The sequence below is a fragment of the Streptomyces sp. CA-278952 genome (genome assembly GCF_028747205.1).
Lineage (GTDB): Bacteria > Actinomycetota > Actinomycetes > Streptomycetales > Streptomycetaceae > Streptomyces.
Genome location: NZ_CP112880.1, coordinates 5,203,482 through 5,224,413 on the forward strand (window position 1 = coordinate 5,203,482; position 20,932 = coordinate 5,224,413).

General features: G+C 69.2%; 17 protein-coding genes. 9 read left to right on the plus strand and 8 right to left on the minus strand.

Going from position 1 to position 20,932, the window contains the following annotated elements; all coding sequences use genetic code 11:
• The first annotated feature begins 57 nt into the window (after nt 1-57).
• The 3 genes from N7925_RS23360 to N7925_RS23370 are packed head-to-tail and all read left to right on the plus strand — an operon-like array spanning nt 58 to nt 4,065.
• Entirely contained in the window at nt 58-1,485 is a 1,428-nt protein-coding gene (locus tag N7925_RS23360) for a transcriptional regulator (protein WP_274345052.1), read from the plus strand.
• Nucleotides 1,482-3,317 (plus strand): DEAD/DEAH box helicase, encoded by a 1,836-nt coding sequence (locus N7925_RS23365; protein ID WP_274345053.1) that lies wholly within the window; start codon nt 1,482-1,484, stop codon nt 3,315-3,317. Before N7925_RS23360 ends, N7925_RS23365 begins: the two co-directional genes overlap by 4 nt.
• A complete protein-coding gene (locus N7925_RS23370) occupies nt 3,292-4,065 on the plus strand; it encodes a DUF3883 domain-containing protein (protein WP_274345054.1) in 774 nt (257 codons plus the stop codon). The genes N7925_RS23365 and N7925_RS23370 overlap by 26 nt, the downstream gene beginning before the upstream one ends.
• Here N7925_RS23370 and N7925_RS23375 read toward each other — a convergent pair.
• Nucleotides 3,951-5,045, minus strand: a complete 1,095-nt coding sequence (locus N7925_RS23375; RefSeq protein WP_274345055.1) for a DNA cytosine methyltransferase — start codon at nt 5,043-5,045, stop codon at nt 3,951-3,953. The genes N7925_RS23370 and N7925_RS23375 overlap by 115 nt on opposite strands.
• 143 nt (nt 5,046-5,188) lie before the next feature.
• On the opposite strand from N7925_RS23375, the gene N7925_RS23380 reads away from it, so the two are divergent.
• Together N7925_RS23380 and N7925_RS23385 are read left to right on the plus strand one after the other, a co-directional pair.
• Nucleotides 5,189-5,896 carry an HNH endonuclease gene (locus N7925_RS23380; protein WP_274345056.1) on the plus strand — a complete coding sequence of 236 codons (708 nt, stop codon included), beginning with the start codon at nt 5,189-5,191 and terminating at the stop codon, nt 5,894-5,896.
• Between the two features lie 98 nt (nt 5,897-5,994).
• Nucleotides 5,995-7,296: a DNA cytosine methyltransferase gene (locus N7925_RS23385; RefSeq protein WP_274345057.1), complete on the plus strand. Its 1,302-nt coding sequence runs from the start codon at nt 5,995-5,997 to the stop codon at nt 7,294-7,296.
• Here N7925_RS23385 and N7925_RS23390 read toward each other — a convergent pair.
• From N7925_RS23390 to N7925_RS23405, 4 genes are all read right to left on the minus strand, one after another.
• Nucleotides 7,231-7,689, minus strand: a complete 459-nt coding sequence (locus N7925_RS23390; protein WP_274346540.1) for a very short patch repair endonuclease — start codon at nt 7,687-7,689, stop codon at nt 7,231-7,233. The genes N7925_RS23385 and N7925_RS23390 overlap by 66 nt on opposite strands.
• A 13-nt stretch (nt 7,690-7,702) precedes the next feature.
• Nucleotides 7,703-10,702, minus strand: coding sequence for a Z1 domain-containing protein (locus N7925_RS23395; RefSeq protein ID WP_274345058.1), 3,000 nt, complete (start codon nt 10,700-10,702; stop codon nt 7,703-7,705).
• Between the two features lie 49 nt (nt 10,703-10,751).
• Nucleotides 10,752-12,281, minus strand: coding sequence for an ATP-binding protein (locus tag N7925_RS23400; protein WP_274345059.1), 1,530 nt, complete (start codon nt 12,279-12,281; stop codon nt 10,752-10,754).
• Nucleotides 12,282-12,492: 211 nt separating this feature from the next.
• Nucleotides 12,493-13,497: an SEC-C domain-containing protein gene (locus N7925_RS23405; RefSeq protein WP_274345060.1), complete on the minus strand. Its 1,005-nt coding sequence runs from the start codon at nt 13,495-13,497 to the stop codon at nt 12,493-12,495.
• Nucleotides 13,498-14,033: 536 nt separating this feature from the next.
• Here N7925_RS23405 and N7925_RS23410 point away from each other — a divergent pair.
• Complete coding sequence (locus N7925_RS23410) at nt 14,034-14,816, plus strand: class E sortase (RefSeq protein WP_274345061.1); 783 nt, start codon at nt 14,034-14,036, stop codon at nt 14,814-14,816.
• A gap of 213 nt (nt 14,817-15,029) precedes the next feature.
• Here N7925_RS23410 and N7925_RS23415 read toward each other — a convergent pair whose 3' ends face one another.
• The gene (locus tag N7925_RS23415) at nt 15,030-16,199 is read right to left on the minus strand and encodes an eCIS core domain-containing protein (protein WP_274345062.1); all 1,170 of its coding nucleotides are present in this window, start codon (nt 16,197-16,199) and stop codon (nt 15,030-15,032) included.
• A gap of 627 nt (nt 16,200-16,826) precedes the next feature.
• On the opposite strand from N7925_RS23415, the gene N7925_RS23420 reads away from it, so the two are divergent.
• From N7925_RS23420 to N7925_RS23430, 3 genes are all read left to right on the plus strand, one after another.
• The gene (locus tag N7925_RS23420; RefSeq protein WP_265601414.1) at nt 16,827-17,159 is read left to right on the plus strand and encodes a DUF6412 domain-containing protein; all 333 of its coding nucleotides are present in this window, start codon (nt 16,827-16,829) and stop codon (nt 17,157-17,159) included.
• A gap of 208 nt (nt 17,160-17,367) precedes the next feature.
• A complete protein-coding gene (locus N7925_RS23425) occupies nt 17,368-18,138 on the plus strand; it encodes a YidC/Oxa1 family membrane protein insertase (RefSeq protein ID WP_274345063.1) in 771 nt (256 codons plus the stop codon).
• A 137-nt stretch (nt 18,139-18,275) separates the two neighbouring features.
• Complete coding sequence (locus N7925_RS23430; protein WP_274345064.1) at nt 18,276-19,136, plus strand: fumarylacetoacetate hydrolase family protein; 861 nt, start codon at nt 18,276-18,278, stop codon at nt 19,134-19,136.
• A gap of 83 nt (nt 19,137-19,219) precedes the next feature.
• Here N7925_RS23430 and N7925_RS23435 read toward each other — a convergent pair whose 3' ends face one another.
• Nucleotides 19,220-19,699 (minus strand): heme-degrading domain-containing protein, encoded by a 480-nt coding sequence (locus N7925_RS23435; protein ID WP_274345065.1) that lies wholly within the window; start codon nt 19,697-19,699, stop codon nt 19,220-19,222.
• Complete coding sequence (locus tag N7925_RS23440; protein WP_274345066.1) at nt 19,696-20,880, minus strand: Gfo/Idh/MocA family oxidoreductase; 1,185 nt, start codon at nt 20,878-20,880, stop codon at nt 19,696-19,698. Before N7925_RS23440 ends, N7925_RS23435 begins: the two co-directional genes overlap by 4 nt.
• Between the last annotated feature and the right edge of the window lie 52 nt (nt 20,881-20,932).

The following is a 20,932-nucleotide window of genomic DNA, read 5'->3' on the forward strand; positions in this document are numbered from 1 at the left end:
CTGCCAAGCTGGCCGGCGCCTGAGCTGCTTCCCCTCAGCACAGAGAGAGAACTGACGATGAGCAAAGACTTCGGGCGCCCGCCTCTGGCCGCCGAGAACCAGCATCTGGTGGAGAGCCGTTTGAAGGAGCTGCTCGACGCCGGCGGTGTCCAGGAAACGCTCCGCATCGAATGGCGGGGCCAGCCGACCCAGGTCGAAGTCATCGATATGCCGGTGAACATGCTGTACTACAACCCGGGTACGCACCGGATCCGTGCCCAGCGCACCCACGACCCGGTTCGCGACCGAGGACTGGACGAGGACGCGTTCAGCAGGGACAGCCAGGACTACCTCCACTTTTTGCTGAAGGCGCTGCCGTCAGACCCGTCCAAGAGGGACCCTGACTTCGACGCTCTCCTGGAGAGCCTTCGCGATTTCAAGCAGAACGACCCCGGGCTCATCACGCGGGACGGCATTCTCGTCAATGGCAACACCCGGCGGGCAGCCCTCCAGGATCTGGGCGAAGCCAACATCCGAGTCGGAGTCCTCCCTTCTTCCTGTACGTGGGACGACATCAACCGCGTAGAGCTGGCGCTTCAGCTGCGCAAGGACCACCGGCGTGACTACTCCTACATCAACCGCCTGCTGGCCATCGACGAGCAGATCGGCCTGGGCCGTACGGTTGCCGATATTGCCCGGGAGTTCCGGACGACCGCGCGCGTCTGCGAGCAGGACCGGTGGATTCTCGCGACGCTCAACGATCTGGTCGAGCGGAGCAGGACCGGCGGTGCGCAGTTGCGGCTGCTCGACTTCGAAGACCACCAGGAGAAGCTGAAAGAGCTTCACCGGCGTTGGATCAAGGAGTCGGCGTCCAGCCAGGAGAAGGCTGACCTGATGAAGGAGAGCCGGCTGACCGCGATCATCCTCGGATTCTCGAAGACTGATGTGCGGCTCATCGAACCGGACTTCAAATCGCGGTACCTCGACACCCGTCTCCCCGAAGCCGTCAGGTCTCAGGTGCCGCCCGCTGCTCCTGCCGCGACGGTGGCGATCCCGGGGCTGAACCGTACGGTTCGTGCTGCTGATCCGAAAGTAGCCGAAGCGCGTGCGCTCACCGACTCCGTTCTCAGGGTGAAGGCGGTGGAGGCGGCGGGCGACAGCGCCTCGCTGGAACAGGTTGCCGAGGCTGCCAAGACCATCACGGCAGTGACGGCGGCAGTGGAAGAGGCGCTGGAGCCTGCGGGAAAGGATGCCCGAGTCCGGAAGCGTAAGCAGGCTGCGCCTGACCGGATCGTCGATGCCTCCCACGACATCGACCAGTGCATCACCGACCTCGTTCTTTCCCGCGCCTCGCGGAGTCTCGACGAGGAGATCTTCGACGAAGCGGTACTCAAACTGCGCGAGAGCCTGGGCAAGCTGGCGGTGGAGGCGGCCCGCAGCATCAAGGAGCCCGGGGACGGGGTCACCTGGCTGCTCGATGCCGTACGCGGGGAGGGCGGGGCGTGACAGGCCAGGCAGAACCGTCTCTGCGGATCGCCTTCGACGTGACCCGCACGAGGGCGGTCCTCCGCGCGCAGGAGGGGCGTCAGTCCGACCTCGCCCAGTTGGCTGCCCGGTTCCCCGGTGGCGGGCAGCGAGGCCCGCTGTCCGCGGAAATCGACCTTGAGGCGTTTCTGGTCGGTCTTGGCGAACTCGGGACCTGGCCATCGCCCGAGGACGTTGAGTGGGATGACGAACTCGCGCAGTTGGTGGGTGGGGTCCTGGATGACGCGGACGCTGCTCAGCAACAGCTGGAGGGGGCCGGCGACGGCTCCCTCCAGACCATCACGCACGAGGAGATTCCGGCACTTCTCGGAGCTGAATGGGCCGCACCGCTCACTGATTTCCAGCAGCGTGACATCGCCCGGCTGCTGTCCCTCCGCCACGGAGCGAACTTCAGCGTGCCGGGGGCTGGCAAGACCCGCGTGGGGCTGGCGGTCTTCGCCGCGATGAGAGAGCGCGGAGAAGCCTTCAGGCTGCTCGTTGTGAGCCCTAAATCGGCCTATGAATCATGGGAGTTCGAGAACTCCGTCTGTTTCAAGGAACCGCTCCGCTTCGGCGTGATGGGCAGCAGCCCCGATGCCACCGCGGAGATCATGGTGATCAACTACGAGCGGCTGGACCGTTCGCTGGCGGCGCTGGCCTCCTGGCTGCGAGCAGCGCCGTCGATGGTGATCCTGGACGAGGCACATCGCATGAAGCTGGGAACGCGCGGCATTTACGGTTCCGCCTGCATGGCACTTGGCCCGCTCAGCAGACGCCGCCTCATCCTGACGGGTACGCCGGCTCCCAACGGCGCCCGGGACCTGGAGAACCTGCTCTCCTTCGTCTGGCCCGGGCACGGCCGCCGCGTCGTCACAGGGGCTGTGGCCGGCGGCGACCTGGCGTACGCGAGCCAGGTGCTGCGCCCGTTGTTCACTCGTACCACGAAATCGGAACTGGGCCTGCCGCCCTTCGACCCGAAGATCCGGTACGTCGACATGCCCAGCCTGCATCAGGAGATCTACGACGCACTTGTGGGGCGGTACTCAGCTCGCGCCGAGGCGGCGCGTGATGACTTCGACGCCCTGGGCAAGGCCATGCTGAGGCTTCTGATGGCGGCGACGAGTCCCGCGCTGCTCGCTGAGGGCACCAGCCGGTACGAGCCGCTGACCTATCAGGTGCCCCCGCTGGACGTGCCGCACGGGGACTCCCTCTACACCTTGATGAGGGACCTCCCCAACTACGAGTTGTCTCCGAAGTACCAGGAGGCGCTTAGCATCGTCGCGGCCAACGCTGAACAGGGGCGGAAGACGCTGGTCTGGACGACGTTCGTGCGCAGCCTCAGCACCATGGAGCGGATGTTCGCGGGTTACCAGCCGGCCGTGGTCCATGGAGGAACCCCCGACCGGGCGGAGGAGATCCGCCGTTTCCGTGAGGATCCTGACTGTTCGGTGCTGTTGTCCAATCCGGCAACCCTGGGAGAGGGAATCAGCCTTCACCATGTCTGCCACGACGCTGTCTACGTGGACCGCGACTTCATGGCGGGCCGATTCCTGCAGAGCCTGGACCGTATTCACCGGCTGGGGCTCGCGCCAGGCACGGAAACCAACGTCACGGTGCTGGCTTCGCGCGGAACGGTGGACGAGGTGGTCGCTCTGCGCCTCGAGCAGAAACTGGAGTTCATGGGCAGGATCCTTGATGATCCATCCGTCCAGCAGCTCGCTGACCTCCAGGAGGAGGCTCCGGTCGCTGGAGGGATGGACATGGCGGACGTCCGAGCGCTGCTGAGGCATGTCGATGCTGTTGCTGCCCGGTGACGGCACCCGCGAGGCGGCACTGCGCTGGCTGAGATATCTGTGGATCGCCGACGTTCCCCGGGTCCGCACGCTCTTTACCCACCACCCTCGCTATGCCGACCTCACCCCTGTCCAGTACGCCGAGGCTCTGGAATGGCTGCGCCGGACGGGCCTGATCACCGCAGCAGACCTTCCGGTCGTACAGGTCGGTGATCGCTCGCCGCTGAACAGCGCCGTTGTTCCCCGCCTTTTATGGAATGCGGCCGATGACGAAAAGAGGAGAGCGATCGGCGCCGCGGGGGAGAGGTGTCTGCTTGCGCTTCTGCGGGAAGCGGACCTGACGGCGGTGGAGCACGTTTCAGCGGTGTCAGACGCCTTTGGGTACGACATCGGTGCCACGAACCCGTCTGACGAGCGGATACATATTGAAGTGAAAGCGACGACGGATCCGACCCGACTCGTCGTCCACCTCACGCGTCATGAGAGTGAGGTGATGAACGCCGATCCGGGATGGATCATGGGCGCCGTCCTCGTAGGTGAGCAGGGGGGTGCGCTCAGCGTCGCCACCGTGAGCCGGTCGTGGCTGCTCTCAGCTGTTCCGCATGACCGGTCGTCCCGTGGCAGGTGGGAGTCAGCCCGGCTGGTCGTGCCATCTCAGGCTCTGACGCCCGGATTGATCATGGAAGGTGGGAAGAGTGTGTTGCCCGGCATATCGTCTGGCTGCCGTGGGGTCTGGGACATGCGGGATCGCGAAGCGGTGGCCGTCTGACCGAGAGCGGCAGCCAGGCTTCGGCCCACCGCTTCCGCCACGGGCGGGGGGAAGGCGTTGCCCACCTGGCGGTAGACGGAGGTCTTGTTGCCGACGAAGTACCAGTCATCTGGGAACCCCTGCAGCAGGGCCAGGTGCCGGACCGTGAGCCGGACGGGAAGGGTCGTACCCGGCTGCGGGGGTTCATCGGCGACACTGGATCCGTTCACACCGAGCTGCGCCCATGCCTTCCTGGCGCGCGACGGTCCGAGGTCGGCGCCGCCGTGCTTTCGGGAGCCTCCGCAGATCGTTGGTGCGATGGTCATCGCACCGTCGGCCCACTGCCGGGCCAGTTCCCAGCCGGCGGAAGCCATCGACTCGTAGAGGACGCTGCCCACCGCGGGCGCTGTCTCGGGGGTGCTGGTCGGGGAGGGCCAGCGGAATCGTCTGAACACCTCCGGTCGCATGGCCACCAGGACGGCACGGGGACGCAACTGCGGAACCTCGTAATCGCAGGCGCGCAGGAGCCGCCAGTCGGCCGTGTATCCCAGGCGTGTCAGTACGCTGATCACGTCCGCGCGATAGGCGGCGAACTTCGCCTGAAGGATGCCTTTGACGTTCTCCACCATCACCGCGCTCGGGCGAAGCTCGCCAGCGAGCCGGAGCAGGTCGGGGAACAGATCCCGTTCGTCCGCGGGTCCCAGCTGCTCACCCGCGAGGGAGAAGGGCGGGCATGGCACTCCTGCTGCCAGCAGTCCTACTGCCTGGCCGTTCACGGCGAGGTCTTTCGCTGAGATGCCACGGACATCGGCTTGCGTGATGTTCCAGCCAGGTCGGTTCAGCCGGAGCGTCTGGGCCGCGTCGGGGTCTAGCTCGACGAGAGCCGTGTGCTCGAAGCCCGCACGTTGCAGTCCCAGAGCCTGTCCTCCCGCTCCGGCACAGATCTCGATGCAGCTGGCCGTGGCGGGCGGCGGCCCTTGGCTAGCGGTCCTGGTGGTCATGTAGGTCCGATCTACGGGTGACGAGCGGCGCTCCGCCCAGAGCGAGCTTGCCGCCACTTGCCGCGGCAAGTGGCGGCAAGGTAGCCTCGTCACTCGAAAGGGGCACGTTTCGTTCTTGCGTTCGAATTTTATGGAGGTAGTACGTGGCATCTGATGGTCTGGACTGGCGCGACGGGTCGCTTGGGGCCAGGGTCCGGGTGGCGCTGTGGTTGCGCGACGAGGTCGGTGTCGGGAACGTCTTCTCGAAAGCGGCGCTGCGTGCCGCGATCGCTGGTACCGAACAGGTCGACCGCAGGATGCGTGATCTCCGGCCCGCTGGCTGGGTGATCAGGACGAACCTGGACAAGCCCAGCCTCCAGCCCGAGCAGCTCTTTCTTGAGAAAATCGGGGCGCCGGTCTGGGAGAAGGAGCACCGGGCGGCCGGGCAGCGCCAGATCAGTGCGAAGACCAGACGCTTCGTTCTTGAAAGGGATCTTCACCGGTGCCGCCGATGTGGGGTCGGCGCGGCCGAGGCCTATCCGGGCGAGCCGGGTTCCGTGGCCCGGCTCACGCTTGGGCATGTCAATCCGCACGCTTCAGGCAGCTCCGCGGGGGCTGAGGACCTCCTCACCGAGTGCGCGCGGTGTAACGAGCTGGTCAAGAACCTGACCGGGGTGCAGATGGACGCTGGTCAGGTGTGGACCCGGGTCAAGGCGCTGCCCCTCGCGCAGAAGCGTGAGCTGCTGGAGTGGATGGGGGCTGATGCCCGGCCGCTGCGGCCGGTGGACCGCGCCTGGGGTATGTACAGGCAGCTGCCTGCCGTGCTCAGGGACGAGATGAAGAAGGACCTGCGGGACTTGATGGAGAGCTGAACGGGTCGCAGGGGGCGGGGCTCGCCTAGGGGGACTCCTGGTGTCACTGGCGGATGCGACACTTGCGTGTCTGTATCAGTCGCACCGGGAGGCGCCTCGTGGCCCCTAAAGATCGTCCGCTGACCTCCATCGAGATCTGCGCAGGGGCCGGCGGACAGGCCATCGGCCTCCACCAGGCAGGCTTCAAGCATCTCGCGCTCGTGGAGATCGACAAGCATGCGGTGGAGACGCTGGAATGGAACATCGAGCGCCGACAGAACTGGAGCTGGGAACGAGAATACTGTGATGTCATTTCTGATGACGTCAACAATTTCCGCCCCATTCCGTCGGAGAGGCATCCTGGATCTGGCCTGAATAAGCCGGTTAATTTTCTCGGACGGCAGTTGCGGCGCGGTGACCTAGATCTTCTTGCGGGCGGCGTGCCCTGCCCGCCCTTCTCACACGCCGGTAAGCGGCTAGGGAAGGACGACGAGCGAGACTTGTTCCCGCGGATGCTGGAACTGGTTGACGAGTTGCACCCTAAAGCGGTGATGATTGAAAACGTCCGTGGGATCAAGGACGCAAAATTTGTGGACTATAGGACCTATATTGAGGCGCGCCTGGCGGGCGGCCGAGCGCAGAGGCCGGAAACTGGGCTTGAAGAAGATTTCGCTGGCATGGGTTACGAAATCTGCGAGTGGGAAGTTCTGGAAGCTAGCAATTTTGGGGTACCTCAATTGCGTCCGCGTGCAGTTCTTGTAGCCATCCGCGCGGATGTGCTCGGTGATATCAAGTTTGTTTGGCCTACTCCTGTAGGGGACGTGTGCAGCGTCTTCCATGCCCTGGAGAAGAGCATGGAAGAGCGTTATGCGCCGTACATTTCGATGGGTGGCGAAATTGGGAAACTCGCCAAGGCTTCGCGTGATCGCTGGATGGACAGGGCGCTCAAGGCTGCCCTGGAGAAGAAGGATGGGGGCATTGCTCCTACCTTGGTCGGGGGCTCGAAGAAGCACGGCGGGGCTGACCTCGGCCCCAGTAGGGCCAAGGCTGCCTGGGACACTCTCGGCGTCTCCGGTATGGGGGTGGCGAACAACCACGAGCAAGGGGAGAAGAAGAAGAGTCAGGGACGGGATCTGTTCGGCCCTGACGGCCCCATGCTGACGGTGGAGCAAGCGGCAATCATTCAGGGGTTTCCGAAGGAGTGGGAGTTCACGGGCGGAAAAACCGCTCAGTACCGGCAGATCGGAAACGCCTTCCCGCCCCCTGTCGCCGCTGCGGTAGGCCAGGCCATCGCGGACGTGTTGCGCGCGGCCGACGAGCGGGATGCCAGGGATGGTGCGCCGCAGCAGAAGTCGCTATTCGCACAGGTCGTTCCGGCGCTCGCGGACAGCGCTGATGATCGACAGGGCGCAGGCGTCTGAACTCTGGTGCTCCCAGAACCGCAGGACGAGCCAGCCGGCAGCGGAGAGCCGCTCGTCGGTGTCCCGGTCACGGGCGACGTTCCTGGCTACTTTGTCTGACCAGTAACCCGGGTTGGTCTTCGGGGAAACGTAGTGCTCCGGGCAGCCGTGCCAGTAGCAGCCATCAATGAAGACGGCCACCTTCGCCGGACGGAAGACCAGGTCAGCGGTCCGGCGAAGGTCAGGCAAGGGCCTTGCTGCTACCCGATAGCGCAGACCGTTCGCGTGAACGAGCCTGCGGATCAGACGTTCCGGTTTCGTATCCCTGCTCCGGATCGCCTGCATGTTCCGCCGCCGCGCGGCCGATGATGCCCATGAACCCTCTGGAGGGGTCCAATCGTCTGAGTGGGGCACCACGGCGCGCTCCTTACCGGTCCGTCTGGGCTGCCAGGCCTGGGGCCTGGTCTCCGTATCTCACGGTGTTGACGACAGCATCACCTGGGCGGGATGAGTCGATGGCGCGGAACCGGACGCTGGTCATCTGATTGCGCGCCGAGCCGACGGCAGGGATCAGGGCGGTTGCCATCACCACCTTCGCCGGATCGATAGCCCCATGGGCCAGCAGGTTCGCTGGGGCTCCGAGTGCGGGGTCCACCGTTGGGTAAAGGAGCAGCGCTCCGCGTCGCGGCTGGTGGAACTGGGTGGCGAACGGGTCGTCTTCACAGAGTGGCCGACGGCCGGCGATCCGCTCCGCGGACTGACGATGGGAGACGCCGGAGATGCGGTTGAACACCCCCAGCGCATTGCGCTTGCGCTGTACGAGAGTGAGCGGCTCGGTTCCAGGCAACTCAGCCCGGACGCTGGTGACCCCGGAAGTCTGGGGCAGAATCAGGACCCAGTCGTCCGTCGCGCAGCCGGCGTCGCTGGGATCGCTCAGGTACTCCATGTGCGGGGCGAGCAGATCGGGCCGGCCCCAGACCAGTTCCCGCATGACGCCGAGCAGTTGGCTGTGGCTGAGCACGGCGGTCCTGGCCGGATAGCGGATGTAGCTGCCCTGGTCTCCCTCGGACAGGGTGACGAACACCTGGGGGTCAGGATCCAGTGACGCCAGCACCGGCCGCCACACCTCCGCGTTGTGGCGCAGGTCCGCCGCTGCGGTCGGGTAGGCCGTCGGTTCGACCCACTCGCCCGGGGAGCGGATCTCCACCAGCTCCGCGTTGAACATCTTGTTGCGGGCGGAGGGCTTCAGCCAGGACAGGTGCTGGGAGACCAGGGGCGGGATCTGGGCCGGGGTCACCTGCGGCTTGCCGTCGATCAGGGTGGCGTAGCGGGTGAGCTGGGCGCGGAACGTCTCCTCGTCGCGGCAGATCGCCTCGAAGGCCTCGTACAGGTCGACCGTTCTGGTTTTGCCCGCGGGTTCCGCACGGCCGATGTAGAGGCGTACCAGGTCGCGGTAGCCGGGGCGGAAGCCGAACCAGCGGCCCATCTGCATCAGGGTGTCGGCCTGCTGGGTCCTGCGACGGTAGTACGTCACCGTCAGGCCCTCGACCGTGAAGCCGCGGGAGAGTTTCGTACCGCCGACGAGGATCTTCCACACGTGGGGGGTCCGGTCGAAGTCCAGCTCGGGCTGGTCGTAGTCGCGTTCGGTGTCGCCGTTGACGACGAGCACCGGCGTTCCGCCCGAGTTGATCAGTTGGCGGGCGCGGGAGACGTACGGCCTCAGTTCCTCGTACGAGGCGGGCGTGGGCAGCCCGTCGTCGGCGAAGGGCTGGAAGTCGGAGGTGAAGAGGGCCGCCAGGCGGGCGTGGCCTTCCTGGCTCGTGTAGGCGGCCTGGTGCCATATCGAGCTGATCCGCAGGGCCAGGGCGGCGTGCTCGGCCATGCGTACGGACTCGTGGACGAGCATCGTGTGGTGCCGGAAGTGGCTCTCCAGAGACGGGTCGTGGGCCGCGCGGTACAGCTTCAGCGCGCCGGAGAGAACGAAGGCGTCGAGGGCTTCCGGGAGCCGGTCTCCGTGGGCGTCGTCGTAGATGCCGCGTACGTGCGCCCGCTCGGCGCCCCCGACGGCCGACTCGTCGGTGCGGTCCAGGTCGTGGAAGTCCTGGACGCCCATGTAGCCCTTCGGACGCGGCAGAGAGATCAGGAAGTCGCGCGGGAAGATGTCCTCGCCGTCGCCCGGGTCGACGAAGACGTTGGCGAACGGCGTCGCGGTGTAGCCCACGTACTGGGCGCGGGGGAGGAGCCCCAGCAGTTCGGAGATCTGGCGGTTGATCGCCGTACGGGTGACCTTCCCCTCCTCCCACTTCTTCGGGTCCGTCGTGTTGACGGACGCCTGGTCCGACTCGTCGTCGATGATCAGCGTCGGGATCTCGGAGAGCAGCGGGCCGCCGATCTTCTTGAGGTCCTTGATGAGCTTGCCCAGGACGGACTTGTTCTTCTTCACGACCATCACGCGGGCGGCGGCGCGGTGGAGGTTGTCCGGCACGTGCAGGGGCTGGGTGCGGACCTGTTTGTCGAATTCGAGGGCGCGGATCCCGGTGGCGAGGCTCTGGTAGTCGTCGTCCCGGGTGGTGAGGCGCTCGATGTCGAAGGCGCCGAGCGTGGACGGACGGCCGTGGTGGCTCACGAACTTCTCCGGCCAGTCCTCGTCGTCCTGGTAGTCGACGCCGATCAGGGCCTCCGGGTCGTCGGGGTCCGCCCCGCGCAGGATGTTCTCCCGGCCGATCAGCTCCATGTCCAGGCGGCGCTGGGTCTGCCCGCGCAGCAGGTTCAGCGTGCCGCCGAGGACGATGACGAGGCGGTAGCCCGCGTCGATGGCCTTGGCCGTGACGCCCGTGAAGTTGGCGGTCTTGCCGGACTGGACGTATCCGACGACCAGGCCCCGGGCGCCGTAGGCGTCGGGGCGCATCGGGTCCGCGAGCCGCTCGACCACGGCGTGGCTCGCCTCGTCGAGGCTTGCCACGGCGGCGTCCGGCCAGCCCTTGCGGCGCAGGAGCCGTTCGTACGCGGTCCAGTAGAAGGACCGGACCGCCGCCGTGTCGCGGGAGTACCACAAGGTCGGCGTGGTGCTGATGATCGTGGGGCCGGGCTCCTTGAACACCGGGACCGCGTGGTCCAGCACCTTGCGCAGGTCGGCGTCGAAGCCGAGGCGGTCGTACGCGTCCGCACGCCGCTCGTCCGTACGGGGCGGGGCCGACGACCAGTCCGCCTGCTCCGCGAGGTCCCAGGCGGTGAGCGTCCGGTGCCACAGGGCGGTCAGCTCGTCGCCCGGGCCCGAGCCCGCGACACGGTCCCGGAACCGGCCCTGTTCCGTGTCGGCGGGCTCTTCCTCCTCGGCGAGGGCGAAGGCGAGCCTGGCGAAGTTCCTCGGCCCGCGGCGCATGGCGGCGAGGACGTCGCCATGGAGGTGGAGCAGGTGGTCGGTCATGTGGCGGATCTCTTCTCCGGCGGGAACGGGGCTGTCGTGACGGAACGGGTCAGCGCGCGAGTTCGCAGCGCGCGGCCGTCACGAGGACGCTGTTCCAGAGGGCGATGTTGTCGATGTGCGTGGCCCGGACCCGTTCCTTCTGGAAGATCTCGTTGACCATGAGGTACAGCATGCTCTTCACCACCGGGGCGTCGTTCAGACCGCCCCGACGCCCGCCGTTGAAGACCTGGCGGTACTCCTTGTTGAGCTTCACCACCCGTTCCTCGCGGTCGAGTTCGAAGAACACGTCGGAGCGCAGGCTGTCCCAGCGGAACGTGATCGGGTCCTCGCCCTCCAGCTCGGGCAGCTCGTCGCGCAACGTGCGCTTGAGCCGCGGATCGAGGCCCTTGCCCGCGGGGAGAACCGCCTTGCGCTGGGGTTCGGTGGCGCGCCGGGCCGCTTCCCGGTAGGTCGCCTCCGCCTCTTTGACGTAGGACGCGAAGTCGTTCCCCGTGCTGTCCAGGGCCTGTTCCAGGCCGCGGGCGAAGGCCGGGGTGACGCTCACGCCGTCCTTCTTGACCGTGAGGCTGAAGACGTCGTTGGCCTCGGCGGGCAGGTCGATGGCGATCCGGGCGAGGGCGAGGTGGCCCTCCGGGCTGCGCGTGCCGTTCCAGCCGCCCGCCTGGACGAGCCGGTCGTTGCGGTAGATGTAGAACCCCTGGCGCTCGGCGAGCGGGCCGATTCCCCGGAAGCTCACCAGCGGGGACTTCGGCTGCCAGATGTGGGCGGTCAGCGGGACCTCGCCGACACCCTCCACCGGGGCGGTGTAGGTGCGCGGGTAGCCGGGCCGGCCGGAGACCCGGTAGCCGAACGGGTCGATCGGCTCGACGCCGCGGTGATCGAGTTCCTCCCGCGTCGTCACGTCCTCGACGACGATGTCGACGTTGAAGTCGTCGCGGGCCAGGAAGCGGTGGAGGTGGAGGCCGAGGTGGGTCTCCAGCTTCTCGATGGCGTCGTTCAGGAAACGGTCGGCCTGGCCGGCGGTGATCGTCTCGAAGGCCCGGACCCGGTCCCAGCGCACGATCGTGCCGTGCCACTCGATCAGGCCGTCGTAGCGGTCGACGAGCGCCTGGCAGTAGCGGGGGTCCACGATGTCGCACGTGAAGTCGGCCCGGGCGCTGGCGGTCAGCCAGCGGCGGCCGGTCGACGGACTGCGTCGGGTGCGGCTGATCACGGTGAGGGAGTCGGCGTGCGAGAGCGAGGCTGCCTTGAGACCGGCGCCGAAGTGCCCGAGCGCGCTGTCCCCGTACTCCTGGCATCCGCCGACCGTCATGGCGGTGTCGAGCGTCTCGTCGTTCATGCCGGAGCCGTCGTCCACGACCAGCAGCCCCACGAGCCGCTGGTCGTCCCGGAGGAAGCTGATCACGACGTTACGGGCGCCCGCGTCGATGGAGTTGTCGACGAGGTCGGCGACGGCCGCCTCGAAGCCGTATCCCTGGTGCGTCAGCGACTCGACGTAACGGGCCGCGGGCGGCAGGCGCTTGCTTCCCGCGGTCGGGATCTCGTACTGCCAGTCCGCGGAAGGCTGATAGGGCGGCATGGAGACTTCCTCGCACACATGAACGGGGCCCGTGTGGGGACGTCGGCCCTGAGTTGATTGTTGAAATGTGATCGTATGGGAAAGGTCGGGTGTCCGGGAATCGTTGCGTCAATCGCCCGGTCCTGCCGTCGGTCGGCCCTCGCGAACCACTCGGCCCGGAACCCCGCACCCGTCGTGCGCGGTTCCGGGCCGCAGCCGTCGAACACGGGGCTCACACCCCGTGGCACCCCCCGTAGGTCTTCCCGCTCCCGCACCAGCAGGCGGCCGTGCGCGACGGGGGCCAGGGGATGGCGCGGCCCCGGGCGGCGAGGGTGGTGGCGTACTGGGGGAGGAGGCCCGGGTCGGCCGGGGACGCGGCCTCGGAGGCGGCGAACGCCTCGTACGAGGGGACCGTGCCCGTGACGATGCCCAGATTCGGGGTGCCCGTCGCGTGGAGGTCCCGGAGCGCGGTCTCCAGGCGGTCCAGGTGCGTGGCGCGGTCCACGTACTCCTCGGTCAAGGCCGGGTACGCGGTGAGCAGTTCCCGCAGTTCGTCCTCGGGCCAGTGCAGGACGGCGACCGGGAACGGGCGGGAGAGCGCCGTGCGGTAGGTGCCCAGCTCCGCGCGGAGGCGGGTGATCTCGGCCTTCAGCTCGACCGGGTCCGAGGAGCCCAGCGACCACAGGCGCTTGGGGTCGTGGAGCTCGTCCAGGGGGACCGGGGCCGTGTGCAGCTCGCCGGCCAGCTCGTCCCAGGCGTCGTGGTCCAGGCCCATCAGCCTGCGCACCCGGTGGCGGCCGGTCAGCAGGGACTGGACGGCGTACGGGACCTCCTCGCCGGGGGCCAGCAGCAGGGTCAGCGCGGTCGAGAGGAAGTCGTGGGCCGACTCCAGCTCGTCGTGCGCCTCCAGGGTCTCCGTGGCCACCTGCCACGGCGCCGCGTCCAGCGGGCCCGCGGTACGGATGCCCTCGATGATCGCCCGGGCCTCGGCCTCGTGGCCGTACTCCCAGAGGTTGGCCGCCTTCAGGGACTTGATCAGGTGCGGGTGGTCGACGGTGGCCTCGGGGGCCCCGAGCAGGTCGTCGTAGAGCGTGCTCGCGCGGGCGCGGTCGCCCGCGAGTTCCAGGTGGGCCGCGGCCTGGAGGATCAGCGGTTCGTGGTCCTCGGGGTACTGCGCCGCGGTGCGGAGCAGACGCTCGGCTTCGGTGGTGTGGTCGGCAGGCGTGTCGGGGCGCATGGATCACACGGTACTGCCGGACGGCGACGGCGTGGAGAAGAGGGCGGGGATGAGAAGGAGGGATGAGAAGGGGGAGAAGTCTGGAGAGTTGTGAGGTTTGCCCCTACCGTGCGCGCCAGCCCGTACGGCGTTGTGCGCGGGGCCGTGCCCGCCGTCTGGGGGCTCGTGCGCGGCGTACGAGGCCGTGCCCGCCGTGCGGCATCCGTACGGGATGGGTACGGCGGGCGGGACCTGCGCGGCTCGTGGGAGTGCCCGTTGCGGGGCTGTGCGGGGCTGTGCGCGGCTGTGCGCGGCTGTGCGGGACTGCTCGGGGTCGGCCGTGCGCGCCGAGGCGATGCGGAGAGGTGGCGTCGATGCTGCGGGAGTGGGGTGCTGTGCGGGCACGGGCACGGGCACGGGGACGGGGACGGGGGTGGGCTCGGGGGCGTGCATGGGGGCGTGGACGGGGACCTGGCTGGGGATACAGGCGCGGGCGTGGACATGGGCGTGGGCGGAGGGTCCGGGGGCGTGGGCGGAGGGTCCGGGCGCTGCCGGTCGTGCGAAGCCGTGGCGGTGGTGCGTCGCGGTTCCTCGCCCGGGGGCTGTGGGCGTCGGCCGAGCTCGTCGTGACCCTCGGTGTCGTGCTGCTGCTCCTCGTCGCCCACCAGCTGTGGTGGACCAACCGCGAGGCCCGCGCCGAGGCCGGGCGCACCGTGCAGAGCCTGCGGCAGGAGTGGGACGAGCCGGCCGTCGTCGACGACCAGGTGGGGGAGGGGGGCTCTCTCGACCGGGCGAGGGAGGGGAGCCCTCGACCTTCGGCCTCCGGCCCTGAGGCCGAGGCCCCGGCACCGTCCGGGGCCCCCGCCCGTCCCCGGTCCGCCCCCCGCTGGGACCAGGCGTACGCCGTGCTGCGCATCCCCCGGATCGGGCTCACCGCCCCCGTCGCCGAGGGCACCAGCAAGGGCGGGGTGCTCGACCGGGGGTACGTCGGGCACTACGCCCGCACCGCGCAGGCCGGGCAGGCCGGGAACTTCGCGCTCGCCGGGCACCGCAACACCCACGGCGAGCCCTTCCGGCGCATCGACCGGCTGCGGAGCGGCGACCGGATCACCGTCGAGACCCGGGACGCCGTCTACACGTACACCGTCGGCAAACGCCTCGCGCGGACCGCCCCTTCGGACAGCGGGGTCATCGCGCCGGTGCCGCGCAGCAACATCACGACCTCCGTCGGCTACAGCGCGCCCGGCTACTACCTCACGCTGACCACCTGCACCCCCGAGTTCAGCTCCCGCTACCGGCTCATCGTCTGGGGGAAGCTCACTTCGATGCGCCCGCGGTGACGGAGACCCCGGGCGGGCGGAGTCCGGGGCCCGTCTCCGTCCGGGTGCTGATGGCGGGCGAGGGCCGCACCAGCTTCAGTCATCTCCTCGACCGTTCCCCGAGGCCCTCGGCACCGTCGTCCGGGGCGAACTTCTGCGGACCTGCGGACCTGCGGACCTGCGGACCTGCGGACCTACGGACCTGCGGACCTACGAACCCGCCTGATTCCTGATTCAGCTGATCTTGACGTGGTAGTTGAACTTGGGACTCCGGTCGCCGCCCCCTCCTCCGGCGAGATCCTTCTTGAGGGTGATGCTCGTCGTCCGACTGTCCCCGAGATATCCCCCCTTCTCCCCCTGCCACCATCGGCGGAGTTTCTCTCCCACCTTGAGGTTGACGTGGGACTCCTGGTAGGCGGCGCCGGCGCCGCCTGCGCTGGTGCCCCAGGTGCCTTGTTGATTGCACCCGGCGGGCCACTGTCCGTTCGTGCTTTTGACGTTCTTCCAGGCCTTCAACTGGGTCTGGATGCTGCCGATCTCCCTCATGAGGGTCGCCTGTTCCTCCTCGTTGAGGCCCTGCTTGTACGCGGCCATCGGGTCCGGAGGCGGTGGGGCGGAATCGCGCCGTACCAGGCTTTCGAACTTCGTCCTGTCGCCGTGGGCAGGAAGGTAGTGGGCATCGACGGCTTGGGTGATGGCGGTGTCGTCCCGCTTGAAGATCTTGCGCCGCGGTTTGCCCTCCCCGAGGAAGGCGGTCACGGCGGCCGCGACCGCCTGGTCCACAGACGCTTTGTCCGGCTCCTCCGCCATGCGTTGAACCGCGGGCGAGGGGGTGCCTCCGTGCTGCTGGGCTGTCTCGCCCGTCGGCACCGCGCGCTGGATCGCGCCGGACATCACCCGGGTCGCGTTGGCCTCGGCCTCGCGTTCGAAGCGGTCGGAGGGGTCGGAGACCTTGAGGCCGGAGCCGTTGTCGGAGCCCGCTACGGGGCCCTGGCGCTGCTGGATGACGTGGGTCAGTTCGTGGGCGAGGGTGTGCTTGTCGGCGCCGCCGTCGCCGATGACGACGTGGTTGCCGGAGGTGTAGGCGCGGGCGCCGAGTTCGGCCGCTGAGGCCTTCGCCGCGCTGTCGTCGTGGATGCGGACGCCGGAGAAGTCGCTGCCGAGGCGGGCTTCCATGTCGGTGCGGGTGGCGTCGTCGAGCGGCCGACCGCCTCGGCGCAGCACGTCGTGGACGGCGGAGCGCTGCACCGCGGGCTGGTCGGCCTGCTGGTGGCCGCAGTCGGCGCCGTGCTGGTGCTGGTCCCGCGCCTGTGCCCAGGGGTGGCCCGCCGCGCGGAGCATCTGGACCACGGCGGCGTTGCCCGTGGTGGCCTGGAAGGCGAGGAGCGACTGCGGCCCGCCCATGGGGCCTGCGTCCGGCGCCTTCGCGGGGTTGCGTGCAGGTGCAGGTACTCGATGGGCACCCGGCCTGTCCTGTGCGGGGGTTGGTTCAAGCGGGCGCATCGGGGCCTTCCGGAGCGGGCAAGGGTATCCCTCCACGAATACACGCCGCCTCCCCGGCCGCGCCAGGTACGCGAGGGCGGAGAGCAGTGACCGCTCGGGCAGCAGGATGGGTCCGCGGAGCACTGACAGCAGCCCATATCCGCAGGTCGGCCCCACGAGCGTCGACACTCGGCCCGCCGCGTCACGCTCCGGTGGCGGACCTGTTTCGTCGCCGGACACCTCGGGGCCAGGAACGCCGATGCGGTGCGCCGCAACGCCATGTGCCTGCCCGTGTACGGCGTCCCGTCCTCGTCCCGATGCTGCTCGGCCTGGCCGCCCTCTGGCGTGCCGGGGCCGGCCGGGGCGCGCGTTCAGCGGGCTGATCGTCGGCGTCGCGGTGGTCCGTCGGCGTCGCGGTGGTCTGTGGCCTCGTCTTTCAGCGGGAACGATCCGGGGAGGTGAAGCCGATCATCGTGTATAACGAACGGAGTGTCGTACGCGTCCTCGTACGGCAGGAATGAGCCTGACAAAGGGCAGGAGGTGCGCACCGTGCGGGATGCCAACGCCCTGCGCCGCGCCTTCACCCGGCTGCTCCGGCCCGCCGGACTCCTCGTCCTCTTCCTCACCGAGGTCCTCCTCGCCGAGGGCGGCAGCCTCTCCGCGGCCGTCGCGCTCGCCGCCACCGCCGCCGCCGGATCCGCGCTCCTCGCCTGCTCCGTCATCAGCGCCCGCTGCGCGTCCCCGGTGCCCCGCACCCGGGTCCGTACGGCCATCAGGGACCGGGAGAAGCGCACCGCTTTCCTCCCGCAACGCGACCCCGACGCCCGGGGCCGAACGCGGCCCCGGGCACCCGGGCACGCCCTCCTGACGGCCGCCGCGTAGCGAACCCGCACCTCTCCCGCACGTCTTCCCGTACGTACCTCGCGCGCCTCTCGCGTCTCTCGCATTTCTTGCCTCACTCGCGTCTCTCGCGTTCGTACGTACGTTCCGTGCGGGCGGTGCGCCCCGCGCCGGTCGTCATGCCGAGTGATCACCCCGTACCTCCTCGCAGGTACCTCCCGGCACGACGAGACCCCCGGAGGGCTCATCCATGTCCGCCTTCATGTCCGCTTTCGCGAGCCTGGTCGGCTCCCTCGCCGACCTGCTCCAGCCGTTCTTCCAGACCGCGTCCACCGCCGCCGCGATCGTCCTGTTCACCGCGCTCGTCCGGCTGGCCGTCCACCCCCTGTCGCGGGCCGCCGCACGCGGACAGAAAGCCCGCGGCCGGCTCCAGCCGCAGATCGCCGAACTCCGCCAGAAGCACGGCAAGAACCCGGAGCGGATGCAGAAGGCGATCATGGAGCTGCACGCCGCCGAGAAGGTGTCGCCGCTCTCCGGCTGCCTGCCGAGCCTGCTCCAGATGCCCGCGTTCTTCCTGCTCTACCACCTGTTCTCCAGCAGCTCCATCGGCGGCGAACCCAACGCGCTGCTCAGCCACGACCTGCTCGGCGCACCGCTCGGCGCGCGCTGGCACGACGCGCTCGCGCACGGTGGTGTGTTCGGCGGCCAGGGCTGGGTCTACCTGGGGCTCTTCGCGATCGTCACCGCCGTCTCCACGTTCAACTACGGACGCACCAAGCGGCAACTGGCCGCCAACCCGATGACGCCCGCCGCGGGCCCGGACGGGCAGGCCGTGCCCGGCATGGGCGCGATGGCGAAGGTGATGCCGCTGATGTCGTTCTTCACGCTGATCACCGTGGCCGTCGTGCCGCTGGCCGCCGCCCTGTACGTCGTCACCACGACCACCTGGACCGCCGTCGAGCGCGCCTGGCTGTACCGCGACATGCCGGTCGCCGGTGGCGCCATGGCCACGGCGGCGTAAACGGCCCGCCCGCTACGCCGGTCCAGTGTGTGAACGAGGTCTTGCGGAGTGATCGCATCTCTTGGACGATCAGCCAAGTCCTCCGTCGGCCGCAACCCGCCGGAGGGCCACCACCTCGACCAAGAGGAGTTGGACCGTTGAAGCTGCTTCGAGTCGGTACGGCGGGCGCCGAGCGCCCCGCACTTCTCGATCGCGACGGGACTCTGCGTGATCTGTCGGGGATCGTCCCCGACATCGACGGCGAGCTGCTCGCCGACGCCTCCGCGCTCGCCCGGGTACGGGCGGCCGCCGACGCGCCCGGCGTGCTGCCCGCCCTGGACGCGACGGGGCTGCGGATCGGCCCGCCGCTCGGGCGCATCGGCAAGATCGTGTGCATCGGGCTGAACTACCACGACCACGCCGCCGAGACGGGTGCGGAGATCCCGGCGGAGCCGATCCTGTTCTTCAAGGCCCCCGACACCGTCGTCGGGCCCGACGACACGGTCCTGGTGCCGCGCGGCAGCCGCAAGACCGACTGGGAGGTCGAGCTGGCCGTCGTCATCGGGCGCACGGCCCGCTACCTGGAGACGGCCGAGGAGGGCCTCGCGCACGTCGCCGGGTACGCGACGGCGCACGACGTCTCGGAGCGCGAGTTCCAGATCGAGCGCGGCGGCACCTGGGACAAGGGCAAGAACTGCGAGACGTTCAACCCGCTGGGGCCCTGGCTGGTCACCGCCGACGAGGTGCCCGACCCGCAGGCACTGCCGCTGCGGCTCTGGGTCAACGGCGAGCTGAAGCAGAACGGCACCACGGCCGAGCAGATCTTCCCGGTCGGCGAGGTCGTCCGCTACCTCAGCCACTTCATGACGCTCTACCCGGGCGACGTGATCAACACCGGCACGCCCGCCGGGGTCGCGATGGGGCAGCCCGAGCCGAAGCCGTATCTGAGGGCGGGCGATGTGGTGGAGCTGGAGGTGGAGGGGCTCGGCCGGCAGCGGCAGGAGCTGAAGGGGGCGTAGCCCGGAGCGGGCCGGGGGCGCTGCAACCGAGCCCCCGGCCGTGGGGCGCTGTAACCGTGCCCCCGGCCCCGTACGTACGTTCCTCAGGCCCCCGGCGTCGCCGCGAACCGCTCCAGCGCCTCGACCACCATCGCGTGGTCCTCGGCCTGCGGCAGCCCGGACACCGTGACCGTGCCGATCACGCCCGCCCCCTCCACCGCGATCGGGAACGAACCGCCGTGCGCCGCGTACGTGTCCGGGTCCAGGCGCGAGGACTCCTCGAACGTGGTGCCCTTCGCCCGGAACCGGGTGCCCACCAGGTACGAGCTCTCGCCGTACCGCTCGACGACCCTGCGCTTGCGGTCGATCCACGCGTCGTTGTCCGCACTCGAGCCCGGCAGCGCCGCGTGGAAGAGCTGCTGCGCGCCGCGCCGGATGTCGATCGCGACCGGTGCGTGCCGCTCCCTGGCCAGCGTGACCAGCAGGCTGCCGAGCGCGAACGCGTCGTCGTAGGAGAAGTGCGGGAGGGTGAGCCGGCGCTCCTGGGCGATCAGCTCGGAGACGGTGGGAGAGATGGTGCTCATGCGGGCAGCTCCTTCGCCTGCTGGTCCTGCGTCTGCTGGTCCTGCGTCTGCTGGTCCTGCGCCTGCTGGTCCTCGTCGTGGTGGGGGAGGAGGGTGACGGAGACGCCTTCGCGCGCCGAACGGCGTGCGGCCTCCAGGACGTCCAGCGCGGCGGCCGCCTGCGACGCGGTGACCGGGTTCGGGCCGGCGCCGCGTACGGCGGCGGCGACGGCCGCGTAGTACGCGGGGTAGTCGCCGGGCAGCGTGCGGACCGGGGCGCCGCCGCCCGTCAGCGGGGACTCGCCGGAGCCGAGGCGGCCCCACAGCTCCTGAGCCTCCTCGCCCCACGGCTCACCGGCCACCGGGCGCAGGCCCTCGCGCAGGGCCGCCTCCTGCGGGTCCAGGCCGTACTTCACATAGCCCGCCTTCGAGCCCAGCACCCGGAAGCGCGGGCCGAGCTGGGCCGTGGTGGCGCTGACGTACAGATGCGAGCGGACCCCGCCTTCGTGGGTGATCGCGACGAAGGTGTCGTCGTCCGCCGCCGCGCCGGGACGCCGTACGTCGGACTCGGCGTACACCTGGACCGCCGGGCCGAACAGCACCAGCGCCTGGTCGACGACATGGCTGCCCAGGTCGTACAGCAGACCGCCGATCTCCTCCGGGTCGCCCGACTCGCGCCAGCCGCCCTTCGGCTGCGGCCGCCAGCGCTCGAAGCGGGACTCGAAGCGCTGCACCTCGCCCAGCTCGCCGTCGGCGATCAGTCCGGCGAGCGTGCGGAAGTCGTTGTCCCAGCGGCGGTTCTGGAAGACCGAGAGCAGGAGCCCGCGCTCCTCGGCGAAAGCCGCGAGCTCGCGCGCCCCGGCGGCCGTCCCGGCGACCGGCTTGTCCACGACCACCGGCAGCCCGGCCTTCAGCGCGGCCGTCGCCAGCGGGACGTGCGTCCTGTTCGGGGTGGCGATCACGACGAGGTCCAGCTCGTCGGCGCGCTCCCACAGCTCGTCCGGCGAGGCGGCGAGGCGGACGCCGGGGAACGCGGCGAGGGCCTCGGCCCTGCGCTCCTCGTTCGACGTGACGACCGTGTCGAGGACCAGCCCGTCGGTCGCGGAGACCAGCGGGGCGTGGAAGACGGAGCCGGCCAGGCCGTAGCCGACGAGGGCGACGCGGAGGGGAGTGCCGGAGGCGTCGGAGGCGTTGGGGGTCATGCGATCCACTTAAGCAACGCTGTTGCCAAAGTGCAAGCGACCGGCACAATGG